The following is a 17,248-nucleotide window of genomic DNA, read 5'->3' as shown; positions in this document are numbered from 1 at the left end:
CTTGGCCAGCACGATCCGCCCGAAGGCGACGGCGCAGGCGTAGCTGAGCACGTTCATGATCACGATCTCGATGAAATTCGTGATCGCGTTGGGGTTCTCGAACGGGTGGGCGGAGTTGACGTTGAACAGGCCGCCGCCGTTGGTGCCGAACTGCTTGATCGCCTCCTGGGAGGCGACGGGGAACAGGGCGATGGTCTGCTTGCCGCCTTCCACCGTGTGCGCGGTGACGTGCGCGATCAGCGTCTGCGGCTCGCCCAGCGCCACGAACACGAGCGCGATGAGGATCGAGAACGGCAGCAGGATGTAGAGGCTGATCCGGGTCAGATCGACCCAGAAGTCGCCGAGGTTCTCGCTTCGGTTGGCTGCGAAGGCGCGGGCCAGCGCGGCGGCCACGGCGATGCCGGCGGCGGCCGAGAGGAAGTTGTGCGAGGTCAAGCCGGCCATCTGCGAGAAGGTCGAGAGCGTCGTCTCCGGCACATAGGACTGCCAGTTGGTGTTGGTGATGAAGCTGATCGCGGTGTTGAACGCCAGGTCCGGCGAACAGCCGGCGAAACCCTGCGGGTTCAGCGGCAAGAGGTTCTGGAACCGCAGGATCAGGTAGAGCACCACGAAGCTGGCGACGCTGAACGCCAGGAAGCTCATGGCGTAGGCGATCCAGTTCTGGCCCTTCTCGGGCTTCACGCCGCAACCGGCGTAGACCAGCCGCTCCACCGGTTTCAGCACCGGGTCGAGCCAGGTCTTCTCGCCCTGCCAGACGCGGGCCATGTAGATGCCGAGCGGCCACGCGAGCGCGACCGTCACGGCGAGCGTCAGGGCGATCTCCGCCCAGCCCTGCCCGTTCATCAGAACTTCTCCGGCTTCAGGAGGGCGACGACCATGTAGCCGCCGATGATCAGGGCGCCGATGCCCCAGATGATGTTTGCGAGCATCAGATGCGCCTCAGGCTGTAGGCGTAGGCGGCGAAGATCACGAAGATCGCCACGCCGCCGAGGATGTAGAGGATGTCGAGCATTGGGCCGCTCCGCCGGAAAGCTAGGCGGGCAACCTACTAAGCCTCCGCGTAAGGACGCCATGCGGAACCGGGCGGGGCGATATCAAGGAAGTATAAAGGCGCCAACGCCTCGCGCGAGGACGTGCCGTTCTTGACGTTTTGCTTATCTGGCCGGCCGTCTTCGGTATCGAACGCTTACGGCGCCTTGCGCGAAAATGCCGGCATTCCAGGAGGCGACGTTCGCCCCCGTTCATGGAGTTCCGCGTTCGATGTCCCAAGAGTCGTCGACTAAAGATTCGCCTGCCGGCCTGCTCAGCAGCGACCCCCTCATATCGCTGCTCGAGCGGGCCCACATCACCAAGTCCAGCCTGATCCGGGTGACCGGATCCAGCGGCCTGTCGGCCCTGCTTTGGCTGTGCCGCCATGGTTTCGAGCGGGTCGGCTACCTGCGCCCCGGCGCGGGCCCGCACGAGCAACCGGACGCCCTGATCGTCGCCCACACCTGCAACGAAGCGACGCTACGCGACCTGCTGGTCACCGGCCCTCACGTCCGCGAAGGCGGCGCCCTGATCTTCCAGTCGCCTCTGCCCCGGGTCCTGGCCTTCCGCGCCGATCCGATCCACCGGCTCCTGAAGAGCTTCGGCTACGCCGTCGAGGAGTGCCACCACGGCCAGCGCCGCGAACTCCACATCGCGCGCCGCCTGCACCAGGCGCCGCTGAAGAAGGCCGCGTAAGATGATCCCGGCCTCCGATCTATGGATGCTGGGGCTGCGGCCGGTCCGGCGTGACGAGGGCGAGATCGCGCCTTCCGCCCCGGCGCAGCAGGCCCGATCCGGCAAGTACGTCGTCGCCGAGCGGCTTGGCCGCTGGCGCGTGCAGCGTGACGATGAGGACGCCGGTGCCTTCGCCAGCCTGGACGACGCGGTCGGCTTCGCCTGCCGTCAGGCGCGCGAGCAGGCGAAGGCCGGAATGCTCGGCGTCGTGGTGGTGCGGTCGCAGGTGCAGGAGATGCACTGCTTCACGCCGCCACCCGGCGCCTACGACGCGCCCCGCTCCCCCAAGCTCCGCCTGGTCGGCGGCGCGCGCCGATGACGCGCCAAGGTCATAGTCCGGTCGAGGCCTGGTACATGCGCCGGATGGCCGCGCATCGGCGTGGACTGGTGCGTCACTGGCCGTTCGTCCTGGTCGCGCTCGCCGTCGCGGTGGTCATCGGCGTTCTCAGCCCCGATCGGAGCAAATCCAGCCCGCCGCCACCACCCGCGCCCGCCGCGGCGGTCCGATGACCGCCCTCTCGCAACGGGAAGCGCCACCCGCGCCGGCGGACCCTTCGCCCAGCGACCGGTTCCTGGCCCACCGCAAGACCATCCTGCTCCGTGACTGGATCCTCGCGCTGATCGCGCTCGGCCTGATCCTGGCGGCCAGCGCGTTCCACTCGGAGCTTGGTGACCCGCCCCCCGACGAACCCCACGCCGTCGCCCCGCAACACGTCTGAATTCAGGGCCGCCTCACCCGACGACGGCGCCGGCGATCGAGCGGACGACCGAGGACCTCCACATGAAGGCACAATCCGCCCTGGCCGGCGCGGCCCTGCTCGCCGTGGCTCTGCTGCAATCGGCCTGCGCCACCGCGCCTAAGGACTATACCTTGCCCTTCTATGAGGCGTCCGCCGCACCGCCGCCGGTCGCGCGTGTTGTAGGACCTTTGAACATCAGCATCTGCCGCGCCGGCGCGCGTGACGCGCGGCCAGCGGCCTTGGCGCGGCTGAAGGATCGCGCCTGGTCAATGGGCGCGGACGCCGTCGTCGATGTCAGGGTCGAAGTCGCGGTGTCCAAGTACAGGCTCTCCGGGCGGGGCCTGCCGAACCACTGCCTCTACGAGACTCGCGCCACGGGCCAAGCGGTGGTCGTCCAGAGCGGCGCTCCACCCCGCTCCTAAGGGGCGCCCTCACCGTCGCCCCTGGGCCAGCGAACTGCAGCGCGACTGGGGCCGGCCGGAGGCCGCCGACGACGCCAATCTGTTCGCCGAATTGGGCGGCGGGTTCGGGCAGGGGCTGCGGTGGGAATAGCAGCTGCTGGGCCTCATGGACGGCGCCCGCTGACCCGGCCCTCGAACGGTGGTCGCCTTACAGCAAGTTAAGCTCGCGTCACGCTGAGGTTGAGCTCCATCGCCCACAGTCGTCGGTGCGCGGGGCGGCTCCTCTCCCTCCAGACGCCTCCCTGCGCCCCCGCGGCGCGCACCGCGCCGCGGGGAGCTGCGCTCCAGCGGCAAGGAACGAACATGACCGAACACGCAAATGGCCTGCGGCGCCCTCTGCACCCGCGCCTGATCGCACCTGCCGCGGCCCTCCTGATCGCGGCGCTGGCGACCGACGCCATCTACTGGCGGACGCTCCTTTTCCAGTGGAACAACTTTTCCATCTGGCTGATCACCGCCGGTCTGATCCTTGCGGCGCTCGCGGGTCTGGCCGTCCTGCTGGACGCCGCGCGGCGACGCCTCGGCGCGATAGCCTGGGGCCGGTTCGCCGGCTTTACGGTTGCGGCCCTGCTCTCGCTGCTGAACGCCTTCGTCCACACCCGCGACGCCTACACGGCCGTGGTCCCCGATGGCCTCGAACTCTCGATGCTGGTCACGCTCATCCTCGTCGTTCTCGGCTGGCGGGGCTGGAGCCTCCGCGCCGCCCCTCGCCCCTATCCCTTCAAGCCCAGGGAGGTCCGCTCATGAGCCCCTTACGCAAGACCTGCGCGTTCGCCGCGCTGCTGATGGTGACGGCCTGCCAGCCGAAGATCGCAGATCCCAGCACCCAATATGGGGCCAATCCCCAACTGCCCGCGCCGCACCAGTACCTGATACCGCCGATGCAGGTCCCGCCGGCGGCGGGGTGGCGCAGGGGTGAGACGCCGGCCGTGTCGCCGGGGCTGCGGATCAGCGCCTTTGCGACCGGCTTCGAGCATCCGCGGATGGTCTACGTCCTGCCGAACGGCGACGTGCTGGTGGTCGAGTCCAATGGCCCGAAGTCGCCGATCTATCGGCCCAAGGACTATGTCGAGGGCAAGGTGAAGGCCATGGCCGGTTCGTCCGCGCTGGCCGGCAACCGCATCATCCTGCTGCGGGACGCCAACGGCGACGGGGTCCCGGAGACGCGCACCGTGTTCATCGACCACCTGAACTCGCCGTTCGGCGTGACCCTGGTCGGCGCCGACCTCTACGTCGCCGCCACAGACGCCCTCCTGAAGTTCCCATACGTCCCGGGTGAGACGCATATCTCGGCCCCCGGCGAAAGGGTGACCGACCTCCCCGCGGGACCGATCAACCACCATTGGACCAAGAGCCTGGCCGCCAGTCCCGACGGATCGAAGCTCTATGTGGGCGTGGGCTCGAACAGCAACATCACGGAAAACGGGATCGAGGCGGAAACCGGCCGCGCGGCGATCTGGGAAATCATCCGCGCCACGGGGCTCAAGCGCACCTTCGCCTCCGGCACGCGCAATCCCACCGGCCTCGCGTTCGAGCCGACCACGAACCGGCTCTGGGCGGTCGTCAACGAGCGCGACGAGATCGGTCCGAACCTCGTCCCGGACTATCTGACCTCGGTGAAGGAGAACGCTTTCTACGGCTGGCCCTACAGTTATTTCGGCCAGCACGTGGACGTGCGCGTGCAGCCGCAACGGCCGGACCTGGTCGCCAGGGCCATCGCGCCGGACTACGCCCTGAGCTCGCACGTCGCCCCGCTCGGCATGGTCTTCACCCAGTCGTCCAGCCTGCCGGCGTCCTATCGCAGCGGCGTCCTGGTGAGCGAGCACGGCAGCTGGGATCGCAGCCCCCTGAACGGCTACAAGGTCGTCTACATTCCCTTCCGCGACGGCCGCCCGAGCGGGTCGCCCCAGGACGTGGTGACGGGATTCCTCACGCCCGACGGAACCCACTCCAGGGGGCGCCCCGTCGGCGTGGCGCTGGACCACGCCGGGGCGCTGCTGATCGCCGATGACGTCGGCAATGTGGTCTGGCGGGTGAGCGCGGCGTCGGAAGGCGCGCCATAGCCGCCCGTCGGCCTGGGATCGAGATGCGAAAAGGCCGGCTCCCGTTCGGGACGCCGGCCTTCGTCTTTTGCGTATCGGGACTTAGTCGGCCGCGGCTGCCGCCGCCGGCGGCGCGGCCGCCACCGTCGTCGGGATCCAGCCGCCGCCGAGCGCGCGCACCAGGTCGACGCTGGCCAACAGGCGGCGGGTCTCGACGCTGAGTTCCGTCCGCTGCGCCTGGAGATCCACGGTCTGGGCCGTGACCACGTCGAGGTAGGTGACGGCGCCCATGCGGTACTGCACCAGCGCCAGCGCCTCGGTCTGCTGGGCGGCCGTGACGGCGTCGGACTGCTGGCGCGCCTCGAAGGCCAGGCGGTTGCACAGGGCGAGGTTGTCCTCGACCTGCTGGAAGGCGGTCAGCACGGTGGACTTGTAGACCGCGCTGGCCTCGTCGAACTGATCGCGGCTCGCGCGGACCACCGCCTTGCGCCGGCCGCCATCGAACAGGCTCATGGCGAGGGAGGGGCCCAGCGTCCACCAGCTGTTGGCGGCGCTCAGCAGGCTGCCGGCGCCGGCGGTCTGGAAGCCGCCCGTCGCATCGAGCGTCAGGGTCGGGAATAGGGCCGCGCGCGCCACGCCGATCTGGGCGTTGGCCGCGGCCGCCCGCCGCTCGGCGGCGGCGATATCCGGCCGCCGCTGAAGGAGCTCGGACGGGGCGGACACCGGCGTCCGCGGCGTGGGCGGCAACTTGGCGTCGGGCGTGATCGAGAACACCGAGGCCGGCTCGCCCACCAGCGCCGCGATCGCGTGTTCGTAGAGGGCGCGCTCAGCGCCGACGTCGGTCCGCAGGGCCTGGGTGGATTGCAGCTGGGTCTTGGCCCGGCCGACGTCGAGGCCGGCCACGGCCCCGCCCGTATGCAGGATCTCGGTGAGATCCTGCGCCTTCGCATAGGCGCTTGTCGCCTGGTCCAGCAGCCCCGCCTGGGCGTCCAGCCCCCGCAGGTTCAGGTACGCGTCGGCCAGCTGCGCCTCCAGGCTCAGCCGCACCGAAGCGACGTCGGCCGCGCTGGCCTGGGCATTGGCCTTGCCGGCGGCGACCATGTTGCGCACGCGGCCCCACAGGTCGAGCTCATAGGAGATCGTCGAGCCCACGGTGTCGTTTTGGTAGTAGGTCGCACCGCCGACGCGAAGCGGCCGGTCCGCCGACTGGCGGTTGCCGGTCGCGCTGCCGCCGATGTCCAGCTCGGGTGCGAGCCCGGCGCGCGCCTGGGCCAGGTTGGCCCGGGCTTCGTCGTAACGCGCCAGGGCCAGGGCGAGATCGGGGTTGCCGGTCTCGATCCTCTGCTCGAGGCGGTTCAGGGTCTCGTCGCCGTAGACCGTCCACCAGGGACCGCGCGGCGCGGCGTCCGCCGGGATCGCCGGCGTCCAGGGGCCCATTTCCTTGTAGGCCGACGGCATGGCGATCTGTGGTGGCGCATAGGGCGGCGCGAGGGAACAGGCCGTCAGCGCCAGGGCCGTCCCGGCAAGCCCGAGGAGCTTAACCCGCGGCATGGGCGTCTGCACCATTGGCCGGGGCGCCGGAGGGCGCGATCCGGACCAGATCGCCGGGCCGTAGAGAATCCGGCGGACTGTCGATCACCCGATCCTCCGGCGTGAGCCTGGCGGCGACTTCGACCATGGCCCCGAGATCCTGGACGACGGTCACCGGCTTCATCACGACGCGCTTTGCAGGGCCGACGGTAGCCACCGACATGCCATTGTCGCGGAACATCAGGGCCGTGGCCGGAACCTGCAGGGCGCCTGGGTTGGTCGGCAGGTTGAAGCGGACCTGGGCGTAGCCGCCGGGCTTCAGGGTGCGGTCGGCGTTGTCGATCTGCAGCTGGACCAGCAGGGTTCCGCTCTGCGGCGTGATGGCGTCGGCGCTGGTGGCGAGCTTGGCCGTGAAGCTGAGGCCAGGATATTCCGGCACGGTGAAGGTGGCGGTCATGCCCGGTTGGATGGCCGCCGAGTAGCTCTCGGGCGCCCGCACGTAGATCCGCAACCTGCTCTCGTCGGCGACCGTGAACAGCGGCGTCGCCGCCGGCCCGCCCACGCTGATCAGGGCGCCGATATCTGTGGAGCGGGTGGTGACGACACCGCTGAATGGCGCGGTGATGCGCTTGAACGACTCCAGCGCCTCCAGCCGCGCGACATTGGCGCGGGACGACGCCACCAGGGCGGTCTTCGCCGCCAGGTCTCCGTTCTTCGTGTCGGCGTCCTGCTGCGAGACCGCGTCCTGCGACAGCAGACCGGCCCAGCGGTGGGCGGTGGTGTCTGACAGATGCTGGTTCGCGATGGCGGTCTGCAGGTCGGCCTTCGCCTGGGCGAGTTGCTGGTCGAGGTCGGGCGTGTCGATGTCGGCCAGCACCTGGCCCGCTTTCACCGGGGTCCCGATGTCGACGTACCAGCGCTTGAGGTAACCGCTGACCCGCGCGTAGATCGGCGCGGCGTTGAAGGCCTGCACATCGCCCGGCAGCACCAGCGCTCGGGAGCCTGACCGATCGGCCAGGCTGATCACGCGGACGGTTGGGACCGCTTGGACGTTGGTCCAGCTCGCGACCTGCTGGTCGGCGTGGACGCGACCGACGACGCCGAGGCCCACAACGCAAGCCGCCAGTCCGGCAACCGCGACGAGGGCGATTCTCAAGCGCCGGGGTGAGATCGGCCGAAGGCTCTCGGGCTGGTCAGGCATAGGTCTCTCCTGTCTGCAGCGCGGGATCTGTCCCGGCGCCGGCGGGTTGGGCGGCCCTGCGGCCGTGAACGAGGCTGAACACCACCGGCACGAACATCAGGGTGGCGATGGTGGCGAAGATCAGCCCGCCGATGACGGCGCGGCCGAGCGGCGCGTTCTGCTCGCCGCCTTCGCCCAGGCCCAGCGCCATCGGCGCCATGCCGATGATCATGGCGAGCGCGGTCATCACGACGGGGCGGAAGCGGGTGAAGCCGGCCTCGGTGGCGGCGACCAGGGCGTCGCCGGTGGCGTTCAGCCGCTCGCGCGCGAAGCTCACCACCAGGATGGAGTTGGCGGTCGCCACGCCCATGCACATGATCGCCCCGGTCAGCGCCGGCACCGACAGCGTCGTGCCGGTGGCGAACAGCATCCAGACGATCCCCGCCAGCGCGGCCGGCAGCGCGGTGATGATCACGAACGGGTCCAGCCACGATTGGAAGTTCACCACGATCAGCAGGTAGATCAGCACGATCGCGCCCAGCAGCCCGAAGCCGAGGCCGGCGAAGGCGGTGTCCATGGTGGCGACCTGCCCGCGCAGGACGACGGTGGCGCCCTTCGGCGCGTCCTTGGCGGTCGCGGCCATCAGGGCCCGCAGGTCATGGGCGACGCCCGCCAGGTCGCGGCCCTGGGTCGTGGCGTAGAGGTCGATGACCGGCTGGATGTCGTAGTGGCTGACCACCGCGCTCGACTGCTCGCGGCTGATCTTGCCGAGGCCGCCGAGGATCTGCAGGCCGGTGGTCGGCGCCGTACCCGTCACCGGGAGGTTCGCCAAGGCCGGCAAGGTGTTGACGCTGTATTCCGGCGTCTGGGCCACGACCGGGTAGGAAACCCCGTTGGCCGGGTTGAGCCAGAAGATCGGCTGGCCCTGCGAACTGCCGGCCAGCGAGGTCGAGACGCTGTTGGTCACGTCGCGCTCGGTGAGGCCCAATTGGGCCATTCGCGACCGGTCCACGTCGACGCGCAGCTGCGGATTGTCCATAGACTGCTGCATGCGCGCATCGGCGATCCCGCGGATGGTCCGCATCCGGCGCAACAGCTCCAGCGCATAGGCCTGGTTCTTCTGCCGGTCCGGGCCGGCGATCTGCAGGTCCAGCGGCGCCGGCGAACCGAAGTTCAGGATCTGGCTGATGATGTCGGCCGGCGGGAACGAGAAGGTCGCGCCGGGAAAGGCGGCCGGCAACCGCTCGCGCAGGATGCGTACATAGTCGGCGGTGGGGTGATGCTTGGTGTTCAGGCTGATGAAGATGTCGCCGTCCTGGTAACCGATCATGCCGGTGTTGCTGTAGACGACGTTCACGGCGCTGATCGGCATGCCGATGTTATCGACGATCGAGGTCAGCTCGCTGGGCGGAATGGTCCGGCGAACCTGCTGTTCGATGTCCCCGAACATGGCCGAGACGTTCTCGATCCGCGTGCCGACCTGCGGCCGCACATGCAGGGTGATCTGGCCGGAATCCACCGACGGGAAGAAATTCGCGCCGAGGAAGGGGGCCAGGCCGAAGGACGCGATCACCACCGCCAGGAAGCTGACGACGAAGAATCTCCGGTGCGCCAGAGCCAGGGCAAGAAGGCGGCTGTAGCCCTCGCGCAGTCCATCGAAACAGGCGGCGAAGGCGTGCTGGAAGCGGGCCAGAGGATTGCGTGGCGGGCCACCGCCCTCGGCGGCGGCGTGGCCGTGCGGCTTGAGCAAGTACATCGCCAGGGTCGGCACCAGGGTCCGCGACAGCACGAACGATCCGATCATGGCGAACACCACCGCCTCGGCCATGGGCACGAACAGGAAGCCTGCGACGCCCTGGAGGGCGAACATCGGCACGAAGACGATGCAGATGCAGAGCAGGGAGACGAAGGCCGGCGTCACGATCTGCGCGGCTCCGTCCAGGATCGCGGTGCGGACGTCCTTGCCGTGCTCCAGGTGCCAATTGATGTTCTCGATGGTCACCGTCGCGTCGTCGACCAGGATGCCGACCGCCAGCGCCAGGCCGCCCAGCGTCATGATGTTCAGCGTCTGACCCGCCATCGCCAGGCCCATCAGGGCGCACAGGATCGCCAGCGGGATCGAGGTCGCGATGATCACGGTCGAGCGCCAGCTGCCCAGGAACAGCAGGATCATCAGGCTGGTCAGCGCCGCCGCGATCAGCCCCTCCCGCACCACCCCCGACACCGCCGCCTTCACGAACACCGACTGATCGTTCAGCGCGACGATGCGGAAGTCCGGCGGCATCAGCGCCTTCACCCGCGGCAAGGCGTCCTTGACCCCCTGCACGACCGACAGGGTCGAAGCCGAACCCGCCTTCAGGATGGTGGTCAGGACGGCCCGCGAGCCGTCCACGTGGACGACGCTCTGCTGCGGCGGGGCGCCGTCCAGCACATGGCCGACGTCCCGCACCAGAATGGTCGCGCCGCCGACGGTCTTGATCGGCAGGTCGTTCAGCTCGTCGATCGTCTCCGGTGAGTCGTTGAGCTTCACCGTGTATTGCAGCGAGCCGATCTTGGCCGTGCCGGCGGGAATGATCTGGTCCTGCGCCGCGATCGCGGCCTCGACGTCCTGGGCCGAAAGCCCCTTGGCCTGCAGCGCCTGGGGATCGAGGTCGATCTCGACCTCCCGCACCTTGCCGCCATAGGGATAGGGAATGGCCGCGCCCGGCACGGCGCTGAGGATCGGACGGATCGTGTTCATCGTCAGGTCCAGCACCTGCTGCTCGGACTGCCGCAGGCTGGAGGTGGCCAATTGCAGGATCGGCACGGTCGAGGCGTTGTAGTTGATGATCAGCGGCGGGGTCGCGCCGGGCGGCATCTGCTTCAGGACCGACTGCGAAACCGCGGTGACCTGGGCGTTGGCGGTGCGCATGTCGGCGCCCGGCTGGAAGTAGATCTTGACGATGCCCATGCCGGCCAGCGACTGGCTCTCGATGTGCTCGATGTTGCTGACCGTGAGCGGCAATGAGCGCTCGTAGGGGGTGATGATCCGCCCCGCCATCTCGTCCGGCGGCAGTCCCGTGTAGCTCCAGGCGACCCCGATCACCGGCACCCCGATGTTCGGGAAGATGTCGGTGGGCGTCTTCAGCGCCGCCAGCGGTCCGGCGATCAGGATGAACAACGCCAGGACAATGAAGGTGTAGGGCCGCTGCAGGGCGACGCGAACGATCCAGAGCATTTCAGTCGATTCCCAGTGCGAGGCGGCGGAGCGCCGCCGGCGGGCTCAGCGGCTTGCGGCGCGGCGCACGGGCGGCGCCATGAACTCCGGAGAAACCGGCGCCTCGATGAAGCGCTTGAGGATGGCGTCGATCTCCGCCTTGCCGGCGTCATCGATGCGCCAACCGGCCACTTCGCCGACGGCGTCGATCTGCGCCGGACGCCGGGCGCCCCATAGGGCGATGGTCGGCCCCTGGTCGAGAATCCAGCGCACCGCGAGGGCGGGCAGCGACTTGCCGAAGCGCTCGCGCGCCAGGCCCTTCAGGGCCTCGGCCGCCGACAGGTACTGCCGGAACCGCTCGCCCTGGAACTTCGGATCCTGATTTCGCAGGTCGTCGCCGGTGAAGACCGTCCGGGCGGTTATGCGGCCGGCGAGCAGGCCGCGGCAGAGGGCGCCATAGGCCAGCACCGTCACGCCCGCCGTCTCGGCGCGGGGTAGCACGTCGGCCTCGATCTCGCGCTCGAAGAGGTTGTACGGCGGCTGGACCGCGTCCAGGTCGGCCACGGCGCTGAAGGCGGCGATCTGCGCGGGCGAAAAGTTGCTGACGCCGATCGCCCGGATCTTGCCCTCGTGGCGCAACTCTTCCATGGCGTCCGCCGTCGCCGACATGGCGGTCCCGGCGTCGGGCCAGTGCACCTGATAGAGGTCGATCACCTCGGTGCGCAGGCGCCGCAGGGACGCCTCGATCTCCTGGCGGATTCGGGCGGGACTGGAGTCTCGGAACGGTTTGCCGTCCTGCCAGGACAGCCCGACCTTGGTGGCGATCTGCACCTTGTCCCGCAAGCCGCCCTCGGCCAGCGCCTTGCCGACCACCTCCTCGGCGACGCCGAAGCCGTAGACCGGCGCGGTGTCGATCAGCGTCACGCCGCGCTCGATGGCCGCGCGAATGGTGGCGATCGACTGCGCCTCGTCCGCGCCGCCCCACATCCAGCCGCCGATCGCCCAGGTTCCCAGGCCGACCCGGGAAGTCGTGACGCCTGAGGCGCCGATCATCATCTTTTCCATTTTCACGTCCTTTCCGCGGCGGGGGTCTTGGTCCGGTCACGCCGTTGCAGGCCTGAGTCGGCGGCGGCGAGGCCGCCGATGGCCGACCAGTCGAGCTGGCCGCCGCCCTGCGCCGCCAGAGCCAGGAACCGGTCGCGCAGCACGCTGGCGAACGGCATCGGCACGTTGAGGGCCTCGGCGGCGGCAAGGGCCAGCCGCAGGTCCTTCTGCCCGAGGGCTGCGGCGAAGCCGGCCGGCTCGAACTCGCCCTCGGCGATCATGATGCCGTAGAGTTTGTAGGCCGGGACGTCGAAGAGGGCTTGCGTGAGTGTGTCGAGGTAGTCCACCCGGTCGATGCCGGCCTTGCCGACCAAGGCCATCGCCTCGCCCAGTGACTCGATCACCGAGGCCAGCAGGAAATTGCCGCTGAGCTTCACGAGATTGGCGTGGGCGGGTGTGTCGGAGACAACGAATATCGCCCGCCCAACCGCTTCCAGGATCGGCCGGGCGTCTTCGATCGCTGCAGGGGTCCCGGCGGCGATGACCGCGAGCTGACCAGCCGCAGCGAGGTTCGGGCGGCCGAAAACCGGAGCCGAGATGAAGCGGCTCTCAAGTTCGCGATGGGCCTGCGCCAGCCGTTCAGCGAGCCCGACGCTGATCGTGCTTGAGGAGATGTGGATCGCGTCGGGCGCAAGCGCTTCGATCACGCCGCCATCGCCGAAGACGACATCCTCGACGGCCTGGTCGTTCGCCAGCATCGTCACCACGGCGTCGCCGCGGGAGGCCTCCTTCACATTTACAGCGATCCTGGCGCCTTGGGCGGCCAGAGCCGCCGCCTTCGAAGGCGTGCGATTGTAGACTGTGACCTCATGACCGGCATCGAGGAGATTGGCGGCCATGCCCGATCCCATGCGCCCAAGTCCAATGAAACCAACCTTCATGGCAAAGCCTCGCGTTGCGACGATTTCGACCGTGTGGGCCCGCGCCGGTTCCAGCCGCGGCCCTCGATCGTCACGATCAGATTTGGGCGCAGATCCTGTCAGGCGCCGCGCGCGGGTCCTTACATCCGTGTCAGGTGGGCGGGCGCGCGGCGGCCCTGACGACGCTCAGGGTCAGCGCCAGGACACAGCCGCCGGCCAGCAGGGCGCCGGCGATCAGCGGCCGCGTGGCGAGCGCCGCCCGGCACAGGCTCGCCGCCAGCACGCTCGCCACCGTCGCCCCGCCAAGGAAGGCGTCGTCGACAAAGAAGCCGGCCAGCTTGCGGCCAAGGGGTGCGAGCCGGTTCATTGGGGAGCCTCCGCCCGCAGGGGCGCGACGGCGCGCGCCGCGGCCAGCGCCACCAGCAGGAACATTGCGGCGAAGAAGACGAGCGCCAGGTCCTCGCCCGGCCAGGCGACGCCCAGGCCCTCTCCGGTCCAGAACACGCCGAAGGCGGAGAGCATCACGCCCACGGCGAACTTCAAGGTGTTCTCCGGCACCTGCGCCAGAGGCCGTCTCAAGGCGAGGCCCACAAGCAGCACAAGCGCGCAGGCCGCCAGGGCGCCCAGGCTCGCGGGCCACAGCAGGCCGCGCGCGGCGCCGACCGCGATGACAATGAACACCACCTCGAGGCCCTCCAGCAGGACCGCCTTGAAGGTCGCGACGCCGGCGAGCCAGTCGAGGCGCGTGTTCTTGCGGCTGGCCTCGGTGATGAGATAGGCCGCCTGGCCGGCATAGGCCGTCAGTTCGTCGCGTTGCGGTATGAGGCCCGCGCGCCGCAAGACGGCTTTACGAAGCCACCGCATGCCGAACAGCAGCAGCAGGACGCCGACCGTCAGCTGCAGCGCGTGAATCGGGATCAGTTGCAGAACGGGGCCGAAGGCGGCGACGATCAGCGCCAGGACCAGCAGGCCGGCGAGGCTGCCGCCCACCGCCGGCCGCCAGCCCTGCACGGTGCCGACCGCCAGGATGATCGTGAACGCCTCGACCACTTCCACGACCGACGCGAGGAAGGCCGCCCCGAGCGCGGCTCCCCCCGTGCCCATGCCTGCTAGAACCACGCTGCGCTCCCTCTTCTGGCTGATCGTTCCCCGCTTGCGGGGCGCCCCCAGGAGACGCCCGGCAGCCGACAGCCGGGTTGAGCGCGCCTTACAGCTCTGAGAGGGGACAGCGGTTTTCAGGCGGCGGGCGGCGGCGCAGCGCGGGCCGCTCTAGGGTTCTTCCGCCAGGCGGTAGCCGGCGCCGCGGACGGTGTGCAGCAGGGGCTTGTCGAACCCGGTCTCCAGCGACTTCCGCAGCCGGCTGATGTGGGTGTCGATGATGCTGGTGTGGGGATCGAAGCGGTAGTCCCAGACGCGCTCGAGCAGCATCACCCGGGTGACCACGCGGTTCTGGTTGCGCAGCAGGAACTCAAGCAGCTTGAACTCGCGCGGCAGGAGCTCAATCGGCCGGCCCGCCCGGGCCACCTTGCGGGTCAAGAGATCCATGACCAGGTCGCCGCAACGGAGTTCCGTCTCGACCGCCTTTTCAGTGCGCCGCCGGATCAGGTTCTCCAGCCGGGCATGGAGCTCGGAAAACCCGAACGGCTTGGTCAGGTAGTCGTCGCCGCCGGCCCGCAGGCCTTTGACGCGCTCATCGAGATGGCCCATCGCCGAGAGGATCAGAATTGGGGTCGGCGCCCCCGCGGCCCGCAGCGCCTTGACCACCGAGAGCCCGTCCAGGCCCGGGATCATCCGGTCCATGACGATGGCGTCGAAATCGGAAGAGGTCGCCATGTAGAGCGCGTCGCGGCCGTCGCCGACGTGCTCGACGGTGAACCCCTCTTCGCGCAGACCCTTGGCGATGTAGTCCGCGGTCGACGAATCGTCTTCGACCACCAGCACGCGCCTGGACATGCCTAAGCTCCTTCGCGTCCGATCGCCGGTCCGTCCTCGGGGCCGACGTCAGCTACGACCCGCAGCCTCATCTTGGCAACACGGCCGCCTCTCACACATGACGCCCGCGCCTGGCGCGCGCCTGTTCGGTTTCCTTACATTCCTGTGGGCCGAGCGGCATGGCCCAACTTGAATTCCTGTAAGGCCGGCGTGCATCCCGCTGTGAGGCGGCGGTCGGAGGGTCAGGGCGAGCGTCGGGGGCGATCCGCTCGTCCGGCGGCCATCCCGAGCGCTCGGCCACGCCATCGGAGCTGCATCATGACCTTCGCCATCGTCGAGCCGGATGCGCAGCTCGCCTCGCGGGAAGCGAACCATCGGTTCCTCAACACCCTGACGGCGCTACATGGACTGCTGCGGAACGACTTCGGGGGTTTCGTCGATCCGGCGGTCCGCGACGCGGTCAGCGTCTTCTCAAGCCGCATCCAGGCTTTCGCCAGCGTGCACCGGACGCTTGGCGAGGATTCGGGTCAGGACCGCGTCGACGCGGCGGCGCATCTGGCGAAGCTCTGCGCGGAACTCTGCGCTGCGCACCTGGCGCCGCGCGGGGTGCGATGCGAGTTCCGGTCCGACCCCGCCAACTTGCCGCGCGAGGTCTGCCAGAAGTTGAGCCTGATCGTCGTGGAACTGGTCACCAACGCGGCCAAGCACGCCTTTGGCGGACGCAGCGGCGGCCGGGTCAGCGTGTCGCTGCGCCGCGCGGGCGACGGATGGATCTGCCAGGTGGCCGACAACGGATCGGGCCTGGGCGGCGGCGGCGCAGGCGACGGGATGAAGCTCGTTCGTGGCCTGGCGCAGGCGCTCGGCGGCGCCCTGCTCGTCCATTCAGACGCCGGTGGCGTCATCGTGACGCTTCGCCTGGCGGATCCGGATGCCTGACTAGGCCGGGCCGCCCCGCGCCAGGGTCAGGACGGCGCGAAGCCCAGGGCGATTGTCTTCCAGCCGCAACTCGCCGCCGTGCAGCTTGGCGGCCGCCGCGACGATGGACAGTCCCAGACCCGACCCCGACCCGCCGCGCGCTTCGTCCAGCCGGACAAATCGGTCCTTCACCCGGCCGCGGTCGGCCTCCGGAATGCCCGGACCATTGTCCGCCACGACCACTTCCGCGACGCCGGCGCCATCCAGCACCTCGAGCGTGACGATCGTGCCGGGCCCCGCGTGGCGTGCGGCGTTGAACAGCAGATTGCCGATGGCCTGGCGAAGCAGCTGCTCGTGCCCCTCAATGATCGTCGAGCCGCGCGCGGCGATCTCCAACTGCTGACCCGCGTCTTCCAGCACCGGCGCAAACAGGCTGGCGACGTCCAGCACGACCTCGTCCAGCCGCACCGGCTGCATCATCTCCCGCGACAGCCCCGACTCCGCCCGGGCGATGTCGATCAGGGCCGTGAAGACCGACAACACCCGCTCGAGCTCCAGGCTGACCTCCTCCAGCGCGGCGTGGCAGTCCGCGTCGTTGGTCTGCGGGTCGAGCGCGCTGTCCACCGCGCCGCGCATTCGGGTGAGCGGCGTGCGCAGGTCGTGGGCCAGGCTGTCGGTGACCGTGCGCATGCCGGTGAGCAGCTCCTCGATCCGGTCGAGCATCCTGTTCAGCGACGCGCCGATGCGGTCGAAGGAGTCCCCCCGCTCCGAGACCTCGGCCCGGGCGCCCAGGTCGCCCGCCGCGATCCGCTCGGCGACGCCGGCCACCGCCGCCGCCCGTCCGATCACCAGCGCGTTCAGGAGCAGTCCGACGCCGAGCCCGGCGACAACCACAATGGCGAGCGCGATCAACAGGCCGCCGGCGATCCGCGCCTCGAAGTCGCGCTGTCCGGCGGCGTCGCGGCCGATCACCAGCAGCGTTCCATCCGGCAGCCTCGCCGAGGCGGCGTTCAAGGTGATCGGGCCGGCCGATGTGCGCGAATGGATCTCGCTCCAGTCACCGATCGCTTGCGGCGCCGGCGGCGTGAGCAGATCGCCGCCCACGCGTCGGCCCGCGGCGTCGAAGACGCCATAGTGCGCTTCCGGCGCACCCAGGCGCGCGCGGCGCTCCATCCGCCAGGTCAGCCCCCGGACGCCTTCTGTGGCGGCGGCTTCCGCGAGGATCTGCCGTTCGGCCAGCGCACTATCGCGCTCCCGGTCGAGGAAGACGTGCTCAGCCGCCAAATTGACCAGGTAGAAGGCCAGGGCGACGGCCCCGAGCACGATGGTCATCGCAAAGGCGGTGAAGGCGAGCGGCCGCAGGCGAAGGGAAGGTCGCTTCGAAGACGCTCCCGCCTTCCGCTCTGCGGTCGATGACGCCATGCGCGCCCTCCTGTCGGCGCCCCTTATGCGACGCGGTTACGCAGGTGGCCCGGCGCCGAGCTTACACCCTTGTAAGTCCCGAGCGAGGCCGCCCCCACGAGC

At 69.5% G+C, this 17,248-nt stretch carries 19 protein-coding genes; 8 read left to right on the top strand and 11 right to left on the bottom strand.

All coding sequences use genetic code 11. The features are described from left to right. Together VKQ35_RS07915 and VKQ35_RS22035 are read right to left on the bottom strand one after the other, a co-directional pair. Positions 1–843: potassium-transporting ATPase subunit KdpA (locus VKQ35_RS07915; protein ID WP_324360280.1), on the bottom strand; the 843-nt coding region annotated here is incomplete at its 3' end. Further along, complete coding sequence (locus VKQ35_RS22035; RefSeq protein WP_414692326.1) at positions 843–929, bottom strand: potassium-transporting ATPase subunit F; 87 nt, start codon at positions 927–929, stop codon at positions 843–845. The genes VKQ35_RS22035 and VKQ35_RS07915, both read right to left, overlap by 1 nt. Positions 930–1,260: 331 nt before the next feature. Here VKQ35_RS22035 and VKQ35_RS07910 point away from each other — a divergent pair, with 331 nt between their 5' ends. The 7 genes from VKQ35_RS07910 to VKQ35_RS07880 all read left to right on the top strand — a co-directional run bounded on the left by VKQ35_RS07910 (position 1,261) and on the right by VKQ35_RS07880 (position 5,028). Continuing rightward, on the top strand, positions 1,261–1,725 hold the full coding sequence (locus VKQ35_RS07910; RefSeq protein WP_324360278.1) for a hypothetical protein: 465 nt from the start codon (positions 1,261–1,263) through the stop codon (positions 1,723–1,725). Position 1,726: 1 nt separating this feature from the next. Further along, complete coding sequence (locus tag VKQ35_RS07905; RefSeq protein ID WP_324360276.1) at positions 1,727–2,083, top strand: hypothetical protein; 357 nt, start codon at positions 1,727–1,729, stop codon at positions 2,081–2,083. Further along, entirely contained in the window at positions 2,080–2,274 is a 195-nt protein-coding gene (locus tag VKQ35_RS07900; protein WP_324360274.1) for a hypothetical protein, read from the top strand. Before VKQ35_RS07905 ends, VKQ35_RS07900 begins: the two co-directional genes overlap by 4 nt. Then, the gene (locus tag VKQ35_RS07895) at positions 2,271–2,483 is read left to right on the top strand and encodes a hypothetical protein (protein WP_324360272.1); all 213 of its coding nucleotides are present in this window, start codon (positions 2,271–2,273) and stop codon (positions 2,481–2,483) included. The genes VKQ35_RS07900 and VKQ35_RS07895 overlap by 4 nt, the downstream gene beginning before the upstream one ends. A 62-nt stretch (positions 2,484–2,545) precedes the next feature. Continuing rightward, positions 2,546–2,926 (top strand): heavy metal-binding domain-containing protein, encoded by a 381-nt coding sequence (locus tag VKQ35_RS07890; RefSeq protein WP_324360271.1) that lies wholly within the window; start codon positions 2,546–2,548, stop codon positions 2,924–2,926. Positions 2,927–3,268: 342 nt separating this feature from the next. Next, a complete protein-coding gene (locus tag VKQ35_RS07885) occupies positions 3,269–3,712 on the top strand; it encodes a DUF2231 domain-containing protein (protein WP_324360269.1) in 444 nt (147 codons plus the stop codon). Next, positions 3,709–5,028 carry a sorbosone dehydrogenase family protein gene (locus tag VKQ35_RS07880; RefSeq protein WP_324360267.1) on the top strand — a complete coding sequence of 440 codons (1,320 nt, stop codon included), beginning with the start codon at positions 3,709–3,711 and terminating at the stop codon, positions 5,026–5,028. The genes VKQ35_RS07885 and VKQ35_RS07880 overlap by 4 nt, the downstream gene beginning before the upstream one ends. A gap of 81 nt (positions 5,029–5,109) precedes the next feature. On the opposite strand, the gene VKQ35_RS07875 is transcribed toward VKQ35_RS07880, so the two are convergent. From VKQ35_RS07875 to VKQ35_RS07840, 8 genes are all read right to left on the bottom strand, one after another. Further along, positions 5,110–6,558 (bottom strand): efflux transporter outer membrane subunit, encoded by a 1,449-nt coding sequence (locus VKQ35_RS07875; RefSeq protein ID WP_324360265.1) that lies wholly within the window; start codon positions 6,556–6,558, stop codon positions 5,110–5,112. Next, positions 6,545–7,738, bottom strand: a complete 1,194-nt coding sequence (locus VKQ35_RS07870; protein WP_324360263.1) for an efflux RND transporter periplasmic adaptor subunit — start codon at positions 7,736–7,738, stop codon at positions 6,545–6,547. Before VKQ35_RS07870 ends, VKQ35_RS07875 begins: the two co-directional genes overlap by 14 nt. After that, entirely contained in the window at positions 7,731–10,934 is a 3,204-nt protein-coding gene (locus VKQ35_RS07865; RefSeq protein ID WP_324360260.1) for an efflux RND transporter permease subunit, read from the bottom strand. Before VKQ35_RS07865 ends, VKQ35_RS07870 begins: the two co-directional genes overlap by 8 nt. 45 nt (positions 10,935–10,979) lie before the next feature. After that, a complete protein-coding gene (locus VKQ35_RS07860; RefSeq protein ID WP_324360258.1) occupies positions 10,980–11,978 on the bottom strand; it encodes an aldo/keto reductase in 999 nt (332 codons plus the stop codon). Between the two features lie 2 nt (positions 11,979–11,980). After that, positions 11,981–12,898 carry an NAD(P)-dependent oxidoreductase gene (locus VKQ35_RS07855; RefSeq protein ID WP_324360256.1) on the bottom strand — a complete coding sequence of 306 codons (918 nt, stop codon included), beginning with the start codon at positions 12,896–12,898 and terminating at the stop codon, positions 11,981–11,983. A 130-nt stretch (positions 12,899–13,028) separates the two neighbouring features. Continuing rightward, positions 13,029–13,244 carry a hypothetical protein gene (locus VKQ35_RS07850; RefSeq protein ID WP_324360254.1) on the bottom strand — a complete coding sequence of 72 codons (216 nt, stop codon included), beginning with the start codon at positions 13,242–13,244 and terminating at the stop codon, positions 13,029–13,031. After that, entirely contained in the window at positions 13,241–13,996 is a 756-nt protein-coding gene (locus tag VKQ35_RS07845) for a hypothetical protein (RefSeq protein WP_324360252.1), read from the bottom strand. The genes VKQ35_RS07850 and VKQ35_RS07845 overlap by 4 nt, the downstream gene beginning before the upstream one ends. A gap of 150 nt (positions 13,997–14,146) precedes the next feature. Further along, positions 14,147–14,830: a response regulator transcription factor gene (locus VKQ35_RS07840; protein ID WP_324360250.1), complete on the bottom strand. Its 684-nt coding sequence runs from the start codon at positions 14,828–14,830 to the stop codon at positions 14,147–14,149. A 297-nt stretch (positions 14,831–15,127) separates the two neighbouring features. On the opposite strand from VKQ35_RS07840, the gene VKQ35_RS07835 reads away from it, so the two are divergent. Next, positions 15,128–15,745 (top strand): sensor histidine kinase, encoded by a 618-nt coding sequence (locus VKQ35_RS07835; protein ID WP_324360248.1) that lies wholly within the window; start codon positions 15,128–15,130, stop codon positions 15,743–15,745. Here the strand turns inward: VKQ35_RS07835 and VKQ35_RS07830 are convergent, their stop codons facing one another. Then, entirely contained in the window at positions 15,746–17,146 is a 1,401-nt protein-coding gene (locus tag VKQ35_RS07830; protein WP_324360246.1) for a HAMP domain-containing sensor histidine kinase, read from the bottom strand. Positions 17,147–17,248: the final 102 nt, after the last annotated feature.

This window comes from Phenylobacterium sp. (assembly GCF_035309685.1).
Taxonomy (GTDB): Bacteria; Pseudomonadota; Alphaproteobacteria; order Caulobacterales; family Caulobacteraceae; genus Phenylobacterium.
This window is presented reverse-complemented; position numbering and strand designations above follow the sequence as displayed.

What these genes read in the sequence shown, in the direction of transcription:
- VKQ35_RS22035 (WP_414692326.1), bottom strand. Translation starts at nt 929, where the DNA reads ATGCTCGCAAACATCATCTGGGGCATCGGCGCCCTGATCATCGGCGGC.
- VKQ35_RS07910 (WP_324360278.1), top strand. Translation starts at nt 1,261, where the DNA reads ATGTCCCAAGAGTCGTCGACTAAAGATTCGCCTGCCGGCCTGCTCAGC.
- VKQ35_RS07905 (WP_324360276.1), top strand. Translation starts at nt 1,727, where the DNA reads ATGATCCCGGCCTCCGATCTATGGATGCTGGGGCTGCGGCCGGTCCGG.
- VKQ35_RS07900 (WP_324360274.1), top strand. Translation starts at nt 2,080, where the DNA reads ATGACGCGCCAAGGTCATAGTCCGGTCGAGGCCTGGTACATGCGCCGG.
- VKQ35_RS07895 (WP_324360272.1), top strand. Translation starts at nt 2,271, where the DNA reads ATGACCGCCCTCTCGCAACGGGAAGCGCCACCCGCGCCGGCGGACCCT.
- VKQ35_RS07890 (WP_324360271.1), top strand. Translation starts at nt 2,546, where the DNA reads ATGAAGGCACAATCCGCCCTGGCCGGCGCGGCCCTGCTCGCCGTGGCT.
- VKQ35_RS07885 (WP_324360269.1), top strand. Translation starts at nt 3,269, where the DNA reads ATGACCGAACACGCAAATGGCCTGCGGCGCCCTCTGCACCCGCGCCTG.
- VKQ35_RS07880 (WP_324360267.1), top strand. Translation starts at nt 3,709, where the DNA reads ATGAGCCCCTTACGCAAGACCTGCGCGTTCGCCGCGCTGCTGATGGTG.
- VKQ35_RS07875 (WP_324360265.1), bottom strand. Translation starts at nt 6,558, where the DNA reads ATGCCGCGGGTTAAGCTCCTCGGGCTTGCCGGGACGGCCCTGGCGCTG.
- VKQ35_RS07870 (WP_324360263.1), bottom strand. Translation starts at nt 7,738, where the DNA reads ATGCCTGACCAGCCCGAGAGCCTTCGGCCGATCTCACCCCGGCGCTTG.
- VKQ35_RS07865 (WP_324360260.1), bottom strand. Translation starts at nt 10,934, where the DNA reads ATGCTCTGGATCGTTCGCGTCGCCCTGCAGCGGCCCTACACCTTCATT.
- VKQ35_RS07860 (WP_324360258.1), bottom strand. Translation starts at nt 11,978, where the DNA reads ATGGAAAAGATGATGATCGGCGCCTCAGGCGTCACGACTTCCCGGGTC.
- VKQ35_RS07855 (WP_324360256.1), bottom strand. Translation starts at nt 12,898, where the DNA reads ATGAAGGTTGGTTTCATTGGACTTGGGCGCATGGGATCGGGCATGGCC.
- VKQ35_RS07850 (WP_324360254.1), bottom strand. Translation starts at nt 13,244, where the DNA reads ATGAACCGGCTCGCACCCCTTGGCCGCAAGCTGGCCGGCTTCTTTGTC.
- VKQ35_RS07840 (WP_324360250.1), bottom strand. Translation starts at nt 14,830, where the DNA reads ATGTCCAGGCGCGTGCTGGTGGTCGAAGACGATTCGTCGACCGCGGAC.
- VKQ35_RS07835 (WP_324360248.1), top strand. Translation starts at nt 15,128, where the DNA reads ATGACCTTCGCCATCGTCGAGCCGGATGCGCAGCTCGCCTCGCGGGAA.
- VKQ35_RS07830 (WP_324360246.1), bottom strand. Translation starts at nt 17,146, where the DNA reads ATGGCGTCATCGACCGCAGAGCGGAAGGCGGGAGCGTCTTCGAAGCGA.